This is a genomic window from Acinetobacter sp. NIPH 2100, from assembly GCF_000369805.1.
Classification (GTDB): domain Bacteria; phylum Pseudomonadota; class Gammaproteobacteria; order Pseudomonadales; family Moraxellaceae; genus Acinetobacter.
On record NZ_KB850224.1, the window covers coordinates 988,494 to 1,003,748 of the forward strand.

General features: G+C 41.3%; 13 protein-coding genes. 6 read left to right on the forward strand and 7 right to left on the reverse strand.

Annotated elements, in window-relative coordinates; genetic code table 11:
* Positions 1-77 precede the first annotated feature (77 nt).
* Positions 78-1,028, reverse strand: coding sequence for a thioredoxin-disulfide reductase (gene trxB / locus F887_RS13315; RefSeq protein WP_005292266.1), 951 nt, complete (start codon positions 1,026-1,028; stop codon positions 78-80).
* A 252-nt stretch (positions 1,029-1,280) separates the two neighbouring features.
* On the opposite strand from trxB, the gene F887_RS13310 reads away from it, so the two are divergent.
* Positions 1,281-4,364: a DNA translocase FtsK gene (locus F887_RS13310; RefSeq protein ID WP_005292268.1), complete on the forward strand. Its 3,084-nt coding sequence runs from the start codon at positions 1,281-1,283 to the stop codon at positions 4,362-4,364.
* A 76-nt stretch (positions 4,365-4,440) separates the two neighbouring features.
* Here F887_RS13310 and F887_RS13305 read toward each other — a convergent pair whose 3' ends face one another.
* The 6 genes from F887_RS13305 to F887_RS13280 all read right to left on the reverse strand — a co-directional run bounded on the left by F887_RS13305 (position 4,441) and on the right by F887_RS13280 (position 8,848).
* Entirely contained in the window at positions 4,441-4,728 is a 288-nt protein-coding gene (locus tag F887_RS13305; RefSeq protein ID WP_005292271.1) for a PA4642 family protein, read from the reverse strand.
* A gap of 122 nt (positions 4,729-4,850) precedes the next feature.
* Positions 4,851-5,123, reverse strand: a complete 273-nt coding sequence (gene minE, locus F887_RS13300; protein ID WP_004655180.1) for a cell division topological specificity factor MinE — start codon at positions 5,121-5,123, stop codon at positions 4,851-4,853.
* A 2-nt stretch (positions 5,124-5,125) separates the two neighbouring features.
* Entirely contained in the window at positions 5,126-5,938 is an 813-nt protein-coding gene (gene minD / locus F887_RS13295; protein ID WP_004805162.1) for a septum site-determining protein MinD, read from the reverse strand.
* A gap of 73 nt (positions 5,939-6,011) precedes the next feature.
* Entirely contained in the window at positions 6,012-6,731 is a 720-nt protein-coding gene (gene minC / locus F887_RS13290) for a septum site-determining protein MinC (protein ID WP_005292273.1), read from the reverse strand.
* Between the two features lie 116 nt (positions 6,732-6,847).
* Entirely contained in the window at positions 6,848-7,906 is a 1,059-nt protein-coding gene (locus tag F887_RS13285; RefSeq protein WP_005292276.1) for a hypothetical protein, read from the reverse strand.
* A gap of 27 nt (positions 7,907-7,933) precedes the next feature.
* The gene (locus tag F887_RS13280) at positions 7,934-8,848 is read right to left on the reverse strand and encodes an acyltransferase (protein WP_005292278.1); all 915 of its coding nucleotides are present in this window, start codon (positions 8,846-8,848) and stop codon (positions 7,934-7,936) included.
* Between the two features lie 390 nt (positions 8,849-9,238).
* On the opposite strand from F887_RS13280, the gene F887_RS13275 reads away from it, so the two are divergent.
* From F887_RS13275 to argB, 5 genes are all read left to right on the forward strand, one after another.
* Complete coding sequence (locus F887_RS13275) at positions 9,239-9,892, forward strand: YiaD family glycine zipper/OmpA-like lipoprotein (RefSeq protein ID WP_005150975.1); 654 nt, start codon at positions 9,239-9,241, stop codon at positions 9,890-9,892.
* A 196-nt stretch (positions 9,893-10,088) separates the two neighbouring features.
* On the forward strand, positions 10,089-12,128 hold the full coding sequence (locus tag F887_RS13270; RefSeq protein ID WP_005150974.1) for a UvrD-helicase domain-containing protein: 2,040 nt from the start codon (positions 10,089-10,091) through the stop codon (positions 12,126-12,128).
* Between the two features lie 22 nt (positions 12,129-12,150).
* Complete coding sequence (dut, locus tag F887_RS13265) at positions 12,151-12,603, forward strand: dUTP diphosphatase (protein WP_005150972.1); 453 nt, start codon at positions 12,151-12,153, stop codon at positions 12,601-12,603.
* A gap of 196 nt (positions 12,604-12,799) precedes the next feature.
* On the forward strand, positions 12,800-14,221 hold the full coding sequence (locus F887_RS13260; RefSeq protein WP_005292280.1) for a phosphomannomutase/phosphoglucomutase: 1,422 nt from the start codon (positions 12,800-12,802) through the stop codon (positions 14,219-14,221).
* A 12-nt stretch (positions 14,222-14,233) separates the two neighbouring features.
* Positions 14,234-15,133 (forward strand): acetylglutamate kinase, encoded by a 900-nt coding sequence (gene argB / locus F887_RS13255; RefSeq protein ID WP_005292282.1) that lies wholly within the window; start codon positions 14,234-14,236, stop codon positions 15,131-15,133.
* Positions 15,134-15,255: the final 122 nt, after the last annotated feature.

Sequence of the window (15,255 nt, forward strand, 5' to 3'; positions counted from 1 at the left end):
AGTCGTCATTTTTTGATTGTAGGGACGCAGGCATAAAAAAACCACCAAAGTCTGGTGGTTCTTGAATTTTGGCCCGATTAGTTTAAATTATCGAGATATTTCTCTGCATCTAATGCTGCCATACAGCCTGAACCCGCAGAAGTAATCGCCTGACGATAAATACTGTCCGCAACATCACCCGCCGCAAAAACACCTTCAATCGATGCCGCTGTTGCATTACCCGCAGTACCACTATGCACTTGGATATAGCCATCACGTAAGTTAAGCTGGCCATCAAACATTCCCGTATTCGGCTTATGTCCGATTGCAACAAACAAGCCTTGAACTTGAACATCTTGCGTACTTGAATCTTGAGTTGATTGAATACGCACTGCGGTTACACCAGTTTTGTCACCCAAAACTTCATCCACTTGATGGTTCCAGATAATGCTGATTTTACCTTCTTTTTCTTTGGCAAAAAGATGATCTTGCAAGATCTTTTCAGAACGTAAGCTATCACGACGGTGAACCAGTGTTACATGTGCTGCGATATTTGATAAATACAGTGCTTCTTCAACCGCAGTGTTACCACCACCAACAACCATGACATTTTGGTTTTTGTAGAAGAAACCATCACATGTTGCACATGCGCTCACACCTTGCCCCATAAAAGCAGCTTCAGATTCAAGACCTAAGTATTGTGCAGTTGCACCTGTTGCAATAATCAACGCATCACATGTGTACTCTTCCATATCGCCTTTAAGTACGAATGGACGGGTTTGAAGATCTACTTCATTAATATGATCGTAGACAATCTCTGTACCGAAACGTTCTGCATGAGCTTGCATACGCTCCATGAGTACAGGACCAGTTAATCCCTCTGGGTCACCTGGCCAGTTATCAACTTCAGTGGTCGTTGTTAATTGACCACCTAATTGCAAACCCGCAATCAGTGTTGGCTTGAGGTTCGCACGTGCTGCATACACTGCTGCGCTGTAACCTGCAGGACCAGAACCCAAAATAATTAACCGTGAGTGACGAGCGCTCATTAAAGAACATCCTTTTTATATCAAAACTGCTAAAATTATACGTGAATCCGAAGGGGAGTGGGCTAAATCCATCGGGATAATACTGATTAACTCAATCGAATTGAGCTATATCCGAGCAGGATGTTAACAACAACAGTAAACAATCGTGCATCTTTTTTGTAAGAACGAGTGCATAATATAAAACTTATTGATTAAGGTAATTTAGACCTTAAAAGATACTAACAAATAACGAATTGGGTTACAGGACTGTATATGACTGCGGTGTCAAGTGTTTATGCACAACGCTTTTTAATGACATTATTTTTGATTTCTTTTGGCATTTATTTATTTCTTGCCACAGTGACTTATACACCGTTTGATCCGGGTTGGATGCATATTTCCAGTGATACCCAACAGGTCTCAAACGCAAGTGGTGTAGCAGGTGCTTGGATCGCAGATTTACTGTTTGGATTTTTGGGTTGGGCAAGCTTGCTCATTCCATTGTTCTTGTTTATCGAGGCCATTCAGGTCTGGTGGCCAAGAAGCTTTTTAAACCGTCCATTTCGTTATGCTGCCCAGTTCTTCTTAATTCTTTCAATTTCAAGTTTATTGTATCTACATTGGAATACACCAGCGGATACATTGGACAATGCAGCAGGCGGCATCATTGGTTATGAGTTGGGGCAGAGTTTATCTCAATTATTAACCATTTACGGTGCAACCCTGTTTTTACTGGCATTTAGTATTTTATTGCTTACTTTAGCCTTTGGTATCCAGTGGAATAAGACTTGGATTACGTTGAAAAATACACCCGCATATTTACAAGATTTGTTTTATAAAAATGTGCCGCAGCACGAATCTGCTTATGATCTGACTGAGCAATTAGCCGCTGCCGATACACCTGCAATTAAGAATAAAGTACAAACTGAGCCTGATCCTGTAGCAGATACTAGTGAAGCTAAAGCGAATCAAGTTCAGGCGAAATTGATTAAAATTGATGATTCACATCATCAATTGATGGCTGAAAAATTATTTGCCGATGTTGTGGCGAAAGAGCAACAGCACAGTTCTCAACCTCAAGTTGCAGAACAGGTCGAAGATTTTGAACAGACCTTACAACGCGCTCATCAGTTTGAGACAGAAAGTCAACGTCTGGTGCAAACGGGTGAAGTATGGCGCGCATTACAACGTGATGATGCCAGTCACAAGCAGGAGATTGATGCGTTATTAAGAGCTGCTGATGATTCAGCGAATGCTTCCGCACACTATGCGCCTGCGGCAGGGACCAACTTGTCAACACAGCAAGCGAACACCAGCAACTTAGATTGGAATGATGATCAAATCTTTGATGAATTGTTGGCTGCTGTACCGAATAGTAAGACAGCGACAGATTTGCATACTCCATTTACACAAGAACCTGCCACAACGGCAAACCATCATGTACCTGAGGCTGAATTTGAAGCAGATATTGAAGCTTTAATTACCGAATCTGCTCGATCGACAGAAATAACACCGCAATCATATTCTTCTCCGATTCAAACGTCAGCTCAAGATGAAAACCACAATAGCATTCGAGAAGAACGAGACGATTTCAATGATCTTCTGGTAGACGAAGAACCTGAAAATAGCAGTCCTCGAAGCACCAGCTATGCGCAATCATCTGCTTTCGTGAAGGCACCGATTGAAGTCAACTCAGTAGCCAAAGAAACTTTGTCTAAAGAAGCTTTCATTGAAGCTTGGCAAGAAACCGCGGGTAAAGTCGAGCCTGAGTCTGATTTAGAAATTGAAGATGACTTTGATTTAGATGCACCTTTGACAGATGCATTTGGCCGTCCAATGTCACGTTCAATGCAAGTTGCACAAAAACGTCGTGATTTACCAACCTTACCTGGTTTAGAGCTATTGGATGAAGTTGATCCAAATAAGAAAGTGAACTTTACAGCCGAGCAATTGTCACGTCTTTCTGAATTGCTCGAGATCAAGTTGCAAGAATTTAACGTAAAAGCGCAGGTGGTAGAAGCTCAGCCAGGTCCTGTTGTTACGCGTTTTGAATTGGATCTTGCACCCGGTGTGAAAGCGTCTAAAGTCACTAATATTTCCCGCGATTTAGCACGTTCTATGTCGATGGCTTCTGTGCGTGTGGTTGAAGTTATTCCGGGTAAACCGTATATCGGGATTGAAGTACCTAATAGTAGCCGTGAAATGGTACGGTTGATTGAGTTATTGAAAACGCCAGCTTTTGAAGACCCTGCGGGTTTGCTCTCTATGGCGATGGGTAAAGACATTTCAGGCAATCCAGTAATTACTGACCTCGGTAAAGCACCGCATATGTTGGTTGCAGGGACCACTGGTTCAGGTAAATCAGTTGCAGTGAACTCGATGATTCTTTCGATGTTGCTAAAATACACCCCCGATCAGTTACGTTTAATTTTAATCGATCCAAAGCAGCTTGAATTAGCTAACTATAATGATATTCCACATTTGTTAACACCTGTTGTGACTGACATGAAAGATGCGGTCAGCGCGCTCAATTGGTGTGTTAATGAAATGGAACGTCGTTATAAACTCATGTCATTCCTAAAAATTCGTAAACTGAGCGATTATAACCGTAAAGTTGAAGAAGCAATTGCCAATGGTGAGGATCTGATTGATCCAACATGGAAAGCTAGTGATTCAGTTGTCGGTGAGCGTGCTCCGCGTTTAGCACCTTTACCGTCGATTGTGATTGTTGCGGATGAGTTTGCTGACATGATCATGCAAGTGGGTAAAAAAGCTGAAGAAATGATTACCCGTTTGGCGCAGAAATCGCGTGCAGCGGGGATCCATCTTTTACTTGCCACTCAGCGTCCATCAGTAGATGTAATCACTGGTTTGATTAAAGCTAATATTCCAACTCGTGTCGCACTACGTGTTAACAGTAAGATTGACTCACGCACCATTCTCGATGCAGGTGGAGCAGAAGACTTGCTCGGCCATGGTGATATGCTGTTCCTTGGGCCTGGTAAGATCGAACCTGAGCGTGTGCATGGTGCCTTTATTAGTGATGATGAAGTCAACCGTATTTGTGATGCTTGGCGTGAACGTGGTGAACCAGACTATGTGGATGAAATCCTGACTCCATTTGATGAAGAACCGACATCACGTGGTTTTGAAGATGGCGATGGTGATCCAAGTCGTGATGCACTTTATGACCAATGTGTATCCTTTGTCTTAGAAACACGTAAAGCATCAACCTCATCGTTACAGCGTAAATTTAGCTTGGGCTATAACCGTGCAGCACGAATTATCGACCAAATGGAAGAGAATGGAATCGTGAGCTCGATGGGAGCAAATGGTAAGCGTGATATTCTAGTCTAATCTGAATAGCCTAATAAAAAAGCCTCTATCAATAGAGGCTTTTTTATTGCAGCGATATGGCTTTATTTTTTAGTACTTAAGCAAACTTTGCTAAAACTTCCAAGAAACCCTCTTTTTGGCGTGGGAACTGTGCAATCACATCATGAATGCGTTGTCCTTCAGGATTAGTTGCATTGAGATCACGACCATCAGCCAAAAACTGGGTAATCAAGCGTTCATAGTCATTTGGACGCATATGTTTGAATGCATGGTAGAGCACATGAAAGTCAGCATTTACGCCAGTTGGAGGAAGTTGGTTAAGGTAGGCAAACACACGCTCATCTGACCATTCTTCATTGAAAGTTGCTGGCTGTGATAATGCCATGACAATCTCCTCAGTCTTATAAAATAATAAAGGCAAAATACTTGGAGTGGGGAAAGTCCTACTTTCCAAATCCACCCGCGTATTCTGCCTTTATTTGCGAAAAATCGCTAATGAAAAAACTTCTATCGATCTTCAGGTAAATTGATATTCATTTCTAACATTTCGATATTTGCTTCTGAACGAACTTGCATTTGAATATGCTGTTCATCCACACCACGAACATAACGACTCACAACCTGCATGATTTCTTTTTTCATCTGGTCGATTTTGTCTTGGCCTAGGCGACGGCCTAAACCTTGTTCAGAGGCAACAATTACCTTTAAACGATCTTTGGCAGTTTGTGCACTTGATGGTTTTTCATCACTGCTAAAAAGTTTACTCCAGAATCCTGCCATAATTACGCTCCAAATAGTCTAGCTAACCAACCTTTTGGCTGTACTGCAATGTGTCGATAAGGACGGTCTTCGCCAAGGAAGCGAGCCACTAAGTCATCATAGGCTTGTCCAGCTTTTTCTTCTGTATACAGAATCACTGGTTTACCTTCGTTCGATGCTTGAAGTACGCTCGGACACTCAGGGATGACACCCAAAGTTGGCACACGTAAAATATCTTTCGAAATATCATCGATCGTCAGCATTTCTTGTTTATCCGCACGCTCTGGGTTAAAACGTGTAATACATAGGTGCTTACGAATACGACCTTCGTTTTGTTCAACTTTTTTGGTCTTGCTGTCCAGCATACCAATAATACGGTCCGAGTCACGTACTGATGAAATTTCAGGGTTTGTTACAATGATTGCTTCATCCGCATGGTACATCGCTAAAATTGCACCGCGCTCAATACCCGCAGGTGAGTCACAGATGATGTAATCGAACTCTTGAGAAAGCTCATCAATCACACGTGCAACACCTTCATCGCTCAACGCATCTTTATCACGTGTTTGTGACGCAGGGAGAATGTATAAGTTCTCAATCTCTTTATCACGAATAAGTGCTTGTTGTAGGCGTGCTTCATTATTAATGACATTGACAAAGTCATACACTACGCGGCGTTCGCAGCCCATGATCAAATCAAGATTACGTAAACCCACATCGAAATCAATCACAACAGTTTTATGACCACGTAGGGCTAAACCTGTTGCAAAAGATGCACTTGTTGTAGTTTTACCTACACCACCTTTGCCTGACGTTACGACAACAATTTTGGCCACCGAATCCACTCCTATTTATGGTCATACGCCCCTAAAAGGGCTTATTGGTGCTTTTAAAACTTCATTTGTTAAATTAAAACTGCAAGGCTTCAAATTCAAGTTCTTGCTTGTTATTTAAATAAATATGTACAGGCTTTTTGATCATATCTTTAGGAATATCATCTGCTACACAATACGTCCCTGCAATAGAGACTAATTCTGCTTCGAGCGAATGGCAGAAAATACGTGCTGCAGCTTGTCCACCCGCACCTGCAATGACTCTACCACGAGCATTGCCATAAATGTGAATATTTCCAGATGCAATCACTTCTGATCCACTATTCATGCCAGCATTTAAAATAATATCGCCTTGATCTTGTACCAAACATTGGCCTGTCCGCAAAATCTCATCATGATAAGAGGTGATATATGCATTCGATGTATTTTTTTGTGGTGTTTGTATTGCTGAGTGATCGGCTGCTTTAGCAGGAGCATGCTCAACCACTTGTTCTTTTGATGCTTTAATCCGTTGTAACGGTTGATCTGGAGCAAGAACAGGGAATTGGATGGCACGCGCTTCATCACCCAAAATGCCATCAATAACGGCCATGGGCTGTAAACCTAAATCGATTAACAGCTGAATTAATGCGATTAACTCTTGCTCAACGGTACTGTCTAGAATGACCAATGTTCCGAGATAAGAACCTTCGTTCAGCGTGCTGGTAAGTTGCTGTCGGATTGCATTATGGTCATTTGTGTCGAAAGTCAGTCGACTAAAATTCACCATTCTGCCCGTAATCCGTATATCAGCCATAATTTATCCTTCAGGGCTTTTTAAGCGCTCTATTGTGTTAAAGCAGTTGTAAATAAAAGCAAATGCTAGAACAAATTACACGAATTCTCTAGCTTGATTGGTAATTTTTCTTGTAATCATTCTGCTTTTTTATCCAATTGATCATATTCTTGCAAAGTTTGCTGCCATTGCTTTACTTTTACTTGTTTTCGAATCGCTTCAAGGCTTTCAAATACCACTGATTCGACCAATTCTTCTAAGTACTGATTATCGATATTCAGCTCACTAACTTTCTCTGCAATGAATTGATAATTTTCATTTGGTCTTTGAACTGAGCCCGACGTAAACGGTTCAATTAAACCTGCGCTAATATTTTCGCCTAAGCGTTGTCCAATACTTTGGATTTGCTGTTCGATTCGACTACCCACAATCGGGATCAAGCGCAATAATTGCGTCAGTTCAGGTGTATCTTCAATGGCTTGATTGACAATAACACCGACTTTTTGAGTAATCAGCGGTTGTTGTTGCTGTAAAGCGGTTGCTAAAGATTCCTGCAACATGGATGAAAGTGTCACAGTAAACAATTGTCGATGGTGGTCAACAAGGTCATGGATAATTTTTTTATGACTGGAACTGGTTTCAAGTTCATGTCGGATTCCATCAATGACGGTAATGACAACACGATCAGACAACTCTTCCATTACCACGCGATAGTAGAAAAGGGCCTTGACCCGAATTCCATCTGGGACCACTTTATAGCCCAGTTCGTGCAGTCGGTAGGCGATAATACCCGCGCGGAATAAACGTAAAAAACGGAAGTGCGGAATAATCGCAATGATTTCGTACCAATGAATAAAGGGAAAGAACCACCAGCGCGCATGATGCTTTTGTACAATAGAGAGGAACCAGCGAATCGAGAGTTCAGCAATCAAAAAGATAATGAACCATGCTTCGGTGGTAATTACCCAAGGATGTAAATAACTACGATAGAAATCGAGTACATTTGCGAGGTGGATGGTATTAAAAAACCATGCACCAATATTACTCATCAAGAAAAAGTTCATGCCTAGGCAGAACAAATTAAAAACAATAATAAACACCATGAAAATGTCATAGACAAGGAACAGCTTGAAGAACTTGCTGCTCGGATTGACATAGCTATATTTAGAGTTTTTTCCTGAGTCCTGCTGGGTCATGTTTGTGCTCAATCCCTGATGAGATTATTAATGATACTTGGATTTCATTTGGGTAATTAACTGATCTTTTTCAGTCCAGATTTGGTCCACCCATTTTTGGAAGCGTTCACGATAAACGGGATCATCTTCATAATTACCACTACGTGCCCAATCTGGAATATCTATTTTACGTAAATCGACGGCAATACGTGAGACATCTCCCAACCAAAACTCGCCATAACCTGGTGCACCATCAGGATAAACAATGGTCATATCCACAAAAGCATCAATTTGATTGCCCAGAATATTCAGTGCCAAAGCTAAACCACCTGCTTTCGGTTTGAGTAGGTTTTGATAGGGCGATTGCTGTTGCGCATGCTTTTCAGGGGTAAAACGTGTGCCTTCTAAATAATTCAATAAAGTAAAAGGTTGGCTGAGTAACTGTTCACATGCTTTACGCGCTTCCAGCATATCACGTGATTTTAGTTCTGGATTTTTTGCAATTTGTTCTTTGGTGTGGCGCTTCATCATCGGGAAGCCCAAAATCTTGAATGCTTGTCCAACGAAAGGAATAAAAATAAGTTCCCATTTGGTAAAAAAGCGGGTCAGTGGCATACGGGTTAAACCAAAATATTGATTTACCGTGGTATCCACCCAACTTTGATGGTTACACATCATGAGATATCGACCTTGTAAATTGAGATCGAGTTTTTCATCAATGCTAATATCCCATTTTAAGTTGGGTAGGATATGTTCAATGAGTTGGTTGTTGACCTTAATCCAACTGTTGGCGAGTTGAATATTAGTTTCATCTATTTTTGCTGATTTTTTGAATAATTTAGTAAGACCTAAAGCCAGAACAGGAGGACCATGAAAAAAAGTGCTGCCTGTAATCACTGAGCTGACGGCCAATCCTTTACTGGTCTTTTGCAATAAGGATGCTTTTTTATTTGCGGTAGACATAAATCAAACCTTGAGTGCAGATATTTGGAAAAGAGGTGGTTCAACTATAAACAACAGAGGTTGAAATACAACTGTATATTTGATTGATGTGACAATTTTTATATATTTAGGTGGTTTAGGGGCTTTTTTCCGATCAATGTTGCAAATCTTTCGCTTCCCAATGACTAAAACTTGCAAGATTATTTAATGTGATGAATATCTCTAAAAATATTTTTTATGATAATTGATGCAACAATGAAGGGATTGTGTGGTTCTGTTCAAGTAAAATGCATCAAAATATTACAAAAATATAAATAAAGTGTTTATTATTAACAAAATATCAATGGTCTAGCTCAATTTTCTCATTCATTATTTGTCCAGACAACAAAATACATAGACAGGAGCTACGCGATGCGTGCATTAGTAATTTCAACACTCGTAGGGGCTGGATTGGTACTTTCTGGTTGCCAAACAACAGGTAATAACATTGGCGGCGTTGAGTATGACAAATCTGCTTTAGGTGCATTAATTGGTGCAGCTGCGGGTTATGGTGTATCTAAGGGTAACGCAAACTCAAGTAAGCAAAACAACCGTGCTGCGGCAATTGGTGCGATTCTCGGTGGTGCGGGTGGTTTATACCTCGACAACAAAGAGAAAAAATTACGTGAACAAATGGCGGGTACTGGTGTAGAAGTAGGCCGTAACCCAGATGGTTCTGTACAATTGATCATGCCAGGTAGCATCACGTTTGATACCAACAAATCAAACATCAAACCTAACTTCTACGGTACTTTGAATAAAGTAGCGCAAACTTTAGGTGAAGATAACAAGAGTGCGATCCTTGTAACAGGTTATACAGATAACACGGGTAATGACTCAATCAATATCCCATTATCTCAAGCACGTGCTCAATCAGTTAAAAACTACTTAGCTGGTCAAGGTATTGCGGGTAGCCGTATTGATGCGCAAGGTTTAGGTTCAGCGAACCCAATCGCTTCAAACACGACTGCTTCTGGTAAAGAGCAAAACCGCCGTGTAGAAATCAGCATTTATGCTAAACAGTAATTTTTACTGATTTCAAAAAGCCACCTTCGGGTGGCTTTTTTATTGCATATTGAAATAGACGACAAGCTATGGCGTGGTATTTGTGTAAGACATCATAATTTATACATATCCCTAGATTTACTATTGGGATTCTAAAACAGAGATGTCTATAATTGTGCTCGAAAAAACAGGCTCGGAAACGAGAGAGGTACGTCCCATGTCATCTGCCAGTCAACTCAATGACAAGCAACTTGAAGCCATGAAATATGTTCAGGGGCCATTGCTGGTACTTGCAGGTGCAGGTTCTGGTAAAACCTCTGTAATTACCCGAAAAGTTGCGTTTCTGGTGCAGCAGTGTGGTATTCCTGCCTATCGTATTACGGCAATGACCTTTACCAATAAGGCTGCACGTGAAATGAAAGAACGTGTCGGAAAGCTGCTTTCACGTGAAGAGGCAAAAGGTCTTTCGGTTTCGACCTTCCATACCTTTGGTTTAAACTTATTACGTTTAGAATTAAAACATCTACCGCTTAAAAATAACTTCTCTATTTTAGATGCCGATGACTGCAAACGAATTTTGATGGATTTGATGCAGCGTGACAATTTGTCTGGTGCAGAGAGTAAAGAACTGCTTGCCAAGGCAATGAAGAAAATTTCAGATTGGAAAAATGATCTAATCGTACCAGAACAAGCGCATTCTACCTGTGAAACGGTTGAAGACGTGCAATTTGCTCATCTTTATCAGCTGTATGAGCGAAATCTGCGTGCCTACAATGCAGTCGATTTTGATGACTTGATCGTAATGCCAACGCGTTTGTTGCAGGAAAATGCCGAAGTGCGTGACAAATGGCAGAACCGTGTTCGCTATTTATTGGTGGATGAATATCAAGATACCAACACTGCGCAATATACGCTTGTTAAGCTGCTCGTGGGTGTGATGGGGCAGTTTACCGCTGTAGGTGACGATGACCAGTCCATTTACGCTTGGCGTGGAGCAAAGCCTGAAAACATGGCCTTATTGAAAGATGATTTCCATAATCTCAAAGTCATTAAACTTGAGCAAAATTATCGCTCGACCAGTCGTATCTTAAAAGCAGCCAATGCCGTGATTGAGAATAACCCGCATATCTTTGATAAGAAATTGTGGAGTGATAAAGGTCATGGCGAAACCATTCGTGTGATCACCTGTTTAAACGATGATGATGAAGCTGAACGCGTGGTGAAAGATTTGATCACGCATAAGCTGATGAATGGTAAAAACTGGAAAGATTATGCGGTGCTGTATCGCGGAAACTTCCAAGCGCGTGTGATTGAAACGCAACTGCGTCAAATGCAGATTCCTTATAAATTATCGGGTGGTCAATCCTTCTTCGCACGCGCGGAGATTAAGGATGTGATGAGCTATTTACGCTTGATCATTAACCCTGAAGACGACAGTGCGTTCCTACGTATTATTAATACGCCAAAACGTGCGATTGGTCCTGTGACCTTAGAAAAACTCGGTTTATTCGCACAAGAGAATACCTTGTCTTTGCTGACAGCATCTTCAGATCAGCGTTTGGCAATGGTCTTGCCGAAGAAGGCATCAACTCAATTGCATGAGTTTGCCGAATTTATCGCGACATTTACACGTGAATTACTCGACGATGATGAGCCAATGCCAAAGGTTCGTCAGATGATTAACGAAGCAGGTTATATCGATTATATCCGTGAACAGGCAGCGACGCCTGCTCAGGAAAAAACCAAGCTTGACAGTATTGAAAGCCTTTATAGCAGCATTCAAAATTTATTGAATCGTACTGATGATGTCGATGAGAAGAATATTGAGAGTGTGATTCGTAAATTGGTGCTGCTAGATATGCTTGAGCAGCAACAAGAAGAGGAAGATACGGATAAGGTGAATTTGTTGACGCTGCATGCAGCGAAAGGTTTGGAATTTCCTTATGTGTATATGATTGGTTTGGAAGAAGAGTTATTACCGCATAAAAACTCGATCGCATCTGAAACTGTCGAAGAAGAACGTCGTTTGATGTACGTGGGCATTACCCGTGCGCGTCAAGGTTTAACGTTAACCCTTGCGGAACAGCGTAAGAATGGTGGACAAATGCGTCAAATGACACCAAGTCGCTTCTTGGACGAAATGCCACAAGATGATCTGGAATGGCATGGTCGTAAGAAGAAACTAGCACCCAATGTTGATCCGAAGGAACAGGCCCAGCAGTACCTTGCTAATTTAAAAGCATTGTTGAAACGTTAAAAAATTGTAAGTAGGAAATTTAATGAAAGTTCAAGTTAAAGTATTAGATGCTCGTTTAGGTCAAGAGTGGGCGTTGCCTTCTTATGCGACGACAGGTTCAGCAGGTTTGGATTTACGTGCATGTTTAGATGAAGCGATTGATATTGCTGCAGGTGAGACGGTTTTAGTAAAGACAGGTTTGGCGATCTACATTGAAGATCCAAACTTTGCTGGTTTAATTTTACCGCGTTCAGGGCTAGGTCATAAACACGGTATCGTATTAGGCAACTTGGTGGGTTTAATTGATTCAGATTATCAAGGTGAGTTGATGGTGTCGGTTTGGAACCGTGGACAAAATACCTTCCGTTTAGAGCCAGGTGAGCGTTTAGCACAATATGTACTGGTTCCAGTGGTACAGGCAGAATTCGAACAAGTAGATGAATTTGTTGCAACTGAGCGTGGTGCAGGCGGTTTTGGGCACACAGGAAAACAATAAGTTTTTTAAGTAATTATCACTTTAAATGCAATGTTTTGCTGAAAAACATTGCATTTTTCATATTGATTGTTGCCTCGATATATATTACAAAGCAGCTGACTGATTACTTTAATTTTTCTGAATAAGGGTTAATTAATTTCTTAATAGTTTCTGCTTTTTTTTATAGATCAAAAGATTATAAAAATAGGGGCTTACAGTGAATATAAAACATACATTTCCTCTGAACATTTTCCGCGCCTACGATATTCGCGGGAAGTTGAGCAATTTAACACCGAATATTATTTGTTCTATCGCCTATGCTTTAGCATCACAATATAAAAATGCTGAGCAAACCCATGTTGTGATTGGTTATGACGCACGTTTAACCAGTCCAACCTATGCTCATATCCTTCAACATATTTTTGAACAACAGGGTCTACAGGTGACCAATATTGGTTGTTGTTCATCCCCAATGATGTATTACATTGCCCGGGATTTTGGGGGGAATGGTGTGATGGTGACAGCCAGCCACAATCCGAAATCCGATAATGGAATTAAATGGATTTTAAAAGGTGAACCCCCAACACCAGAAACCATCCAACAGGTGGGGCAGTTCGCACAAGTGTCTATACCCAATCTTGAACATATTCTGCACTTAAAAAATACCGCACACCAAATTGTTCCCCAATATTGTTTGCAATATCAGAAAGCATTGATCAGTGACATTCAGTTAGCACGACCATTAAAAGTCGTTTTAGATGGATTGCATGGTTCGGCAGGGCGTTGTGCCAAACTGGTTTTAGAAAAACTGGGCTGCGAGGTGATTGCTTTACGCTGCGAAGCCAACGGACATTTTCCTGATCACGCACCAGATCCGTCTCATGCAGAACATTTAATGAAGTTACAAGCCGCAATTGTTGCCGAAAATGCCGATCTCGGTATTGCATTGGATGGTGATGGAGATCGTGTGGTTTTGTTGGATGAACACGCGCATATTATTAGCCCAGACCGTTTACTATCACTGTTTGCTCAGATGTGTTTGCAGCAACATCCACATAAAGAAATTGTCTTTGATGTGAAGTGTTCTCGCATGGTGGCTGATACCGTGCAGCATTTAGATGGGCAAGCGAAAATGATCCGCACAGGCAGTAGTTTCCTGCGTGCTTATTTGTCTCAATCGCAAGGGCGTGCGGTGTTCGGTGGTGAATATGCAGGTCACTACGTTTTTAATGATGGACGTGGCTTTGGCTATGACGATGGCTTGTATGCTGCACTACGCGTGATGGAGTATTTAACCCAATCTGAGGCAACCAGCCTGTCTGATTTATTGGCAGCGTATCCAGAACGGTTTTGCACTGAAGACACCTATATTGGGACACATGATGCCAATCCTAAGCAGGTTTTAAATGATATTGAAATCTTAAGTCACCGTTTAGGCGCTCGTTTAAGTAAAATTGATGGCGTAAGACTTGATTTTGACGATGGATTTGGCATTATTCGAGCATCAAATACTGGTGAATATTTTACCGTCCGTTTTGATGCTGATAATCAGAACAGATTAATTGAAATTCGTCAGAAGTTTGTTTCTATGTTGCAAGATCAATATCCACAGATTGCACAAGAACTCGCACAGGTCTAAAAGGAGAGACGCATGCCACATGAGCATATCGGCATTGATAAAGCAAAAATTTTGATCGAAGCTTTGCCGTATATCCAACGTTTTGCAGGAAAAACGCTGGTTGTAAAATATGGTGGCAATGCGATGACTGATCCTGAGTTGGAAAGTTCATTTGCCCGTGACATCGTGTTGTTAAAAACAGTGGGTTTAAACCCTATCGTTGTACATGGTGGTGGTCCACAGGTGGATTCATTGCTGAAACGCTTAGGACAAGAGTCTGATCGTATTGATGGCATGCGTGTGACCGATGAAGCGACCATGGAAGTGGTTGAAATGGTACTCGGTGGTAGTGTCAATAAATCGATCGTCAACCTGATTAATCAACATGGTGGTCGTGCGATTGGTTTGACTGGTAAAGATGGTAATTTACTACGTGCACGCAAACTGCTGATGGAAAAACAGGAAGCGGACGGTTCTATTTCGCAAATTGATTTGGGTATGGTTGGTGAAGTCACTGGCGTGAAAACTGATGTGCTGGAAATGTTTACCCAAAGTGATTTCATTCCTGTCATTGCACCATTAGGTGTTGATGAAGAAGGCAATACCTATAATATCAATGCAGATCTCGTGGCTGGTAAAGTTGCCGAAGCTTTGGGTGCTGAGAAGTTGATTTTATTGACCAATATTACGGGTGTATTGGACGAAAATAAGAACCTGCTCACAGGCTTAAGTACGCAAGAAGTTGATCGTTTGATCGAAACAGGCGTGATTTATGGCGGTATGATTCCAAAAGTTGGCTGTGCCTTAGATGCTGTTAAAGGCGGTGTGGTCAGTGCGCATATTGTTGATGGTCGTGTGCCACATGCGAGCTTGCTGGAAATCTTTACCGATCATGGTGTGGGTACACTCATTACCAATCGCGCGAAACATTAATTTTATTTGTTTTAAAAGAGACCTCAAGCAGGTCTCTTTTTTTGTCATGACCTGTTCATGTTTTAGTCATCGCAATGTCATTTAAGCAATTTAAGGTAGGTCTAGTCATAAGGAGCTTTCAT

Excerpts from the sequence above, each read along its gene's own strand:
- trxB (WP_005292266.1), bottom strand. The coding sequence starts at position 1,028 with ATGAGCGCTCGTCACTCACGGTTAATTATTTTGGGTTCTGGTCCTGCA.
- F887_RS13310 (WP_005292268.1), top strand. The coding sequence starts at position 1,281 with ATGACTGCGGTGTCAAGTGTTTATGCACAACGCTTTTTAATGACATTA.
- F887_RS13305 (WP_005292271.1), bottom strand. The coding sequence starts at position 4,728 with ATGGCATTATCACAGCCAGCAACTTTCAATGAAGAATGGTCAGATGAG.
- minE (WP_004655180.1), bottom strand. The coding sequence starts at position 5,123 with ATGGCAGGATTCTGGAGTAAACTTTTTAGCAGTGATGAAAAACCATCA.
- minC (WP_005292273.1), bottom strand. The coding sequence starts at position 6,731 with ATGGCTGATATACGGATTACGGGCAGAATGGTGAATTTTAGTCGACTG.
- F887_RS13285 (WP_005292276.1), bottom strand. The coding sequence starts at position 7,906 with ATGACCCAGCAGGACTCAGGAAAAAACTCTAAATATAGCTATGTCAAT.
- F887_RS13280 (WP_005292278.1), bottom strand. The coding sequence starts at position 8,848 with ATGTCTACCGCAAATAAAAAAGCATCCTTATTGCAAAAGACCAGTAAA.
- F887_RS13275 (WP_005150975.1), top strand. The coding sequence starts at position 9,239 with ATGCGTGCATTAGTAATTTCAACACTCGTAGGGGCTGGATTGGTACTT.
- F887_RS13270 (WP_005150974.1), top strand. The coding sequence starts at position 10,089 with ATGTCATCTGCCAGTCAACTCAATGACAAGCAACTTGAAGCCATGAAA.
- dut (WP_005150972.1), top strand. The coding sequence starts at position 12,151 with ATGAAAGTTCAAGTTAAAGTATTAGATGCTCGTTTAGGTCAAGAGTGG.
- argB (WP_005292282.1), top strand. The coding sequence starts at position 14,234 with ATGCCACATGAGCATATCGGCATTGATAAAGCAAAAATTTTGATCGAA.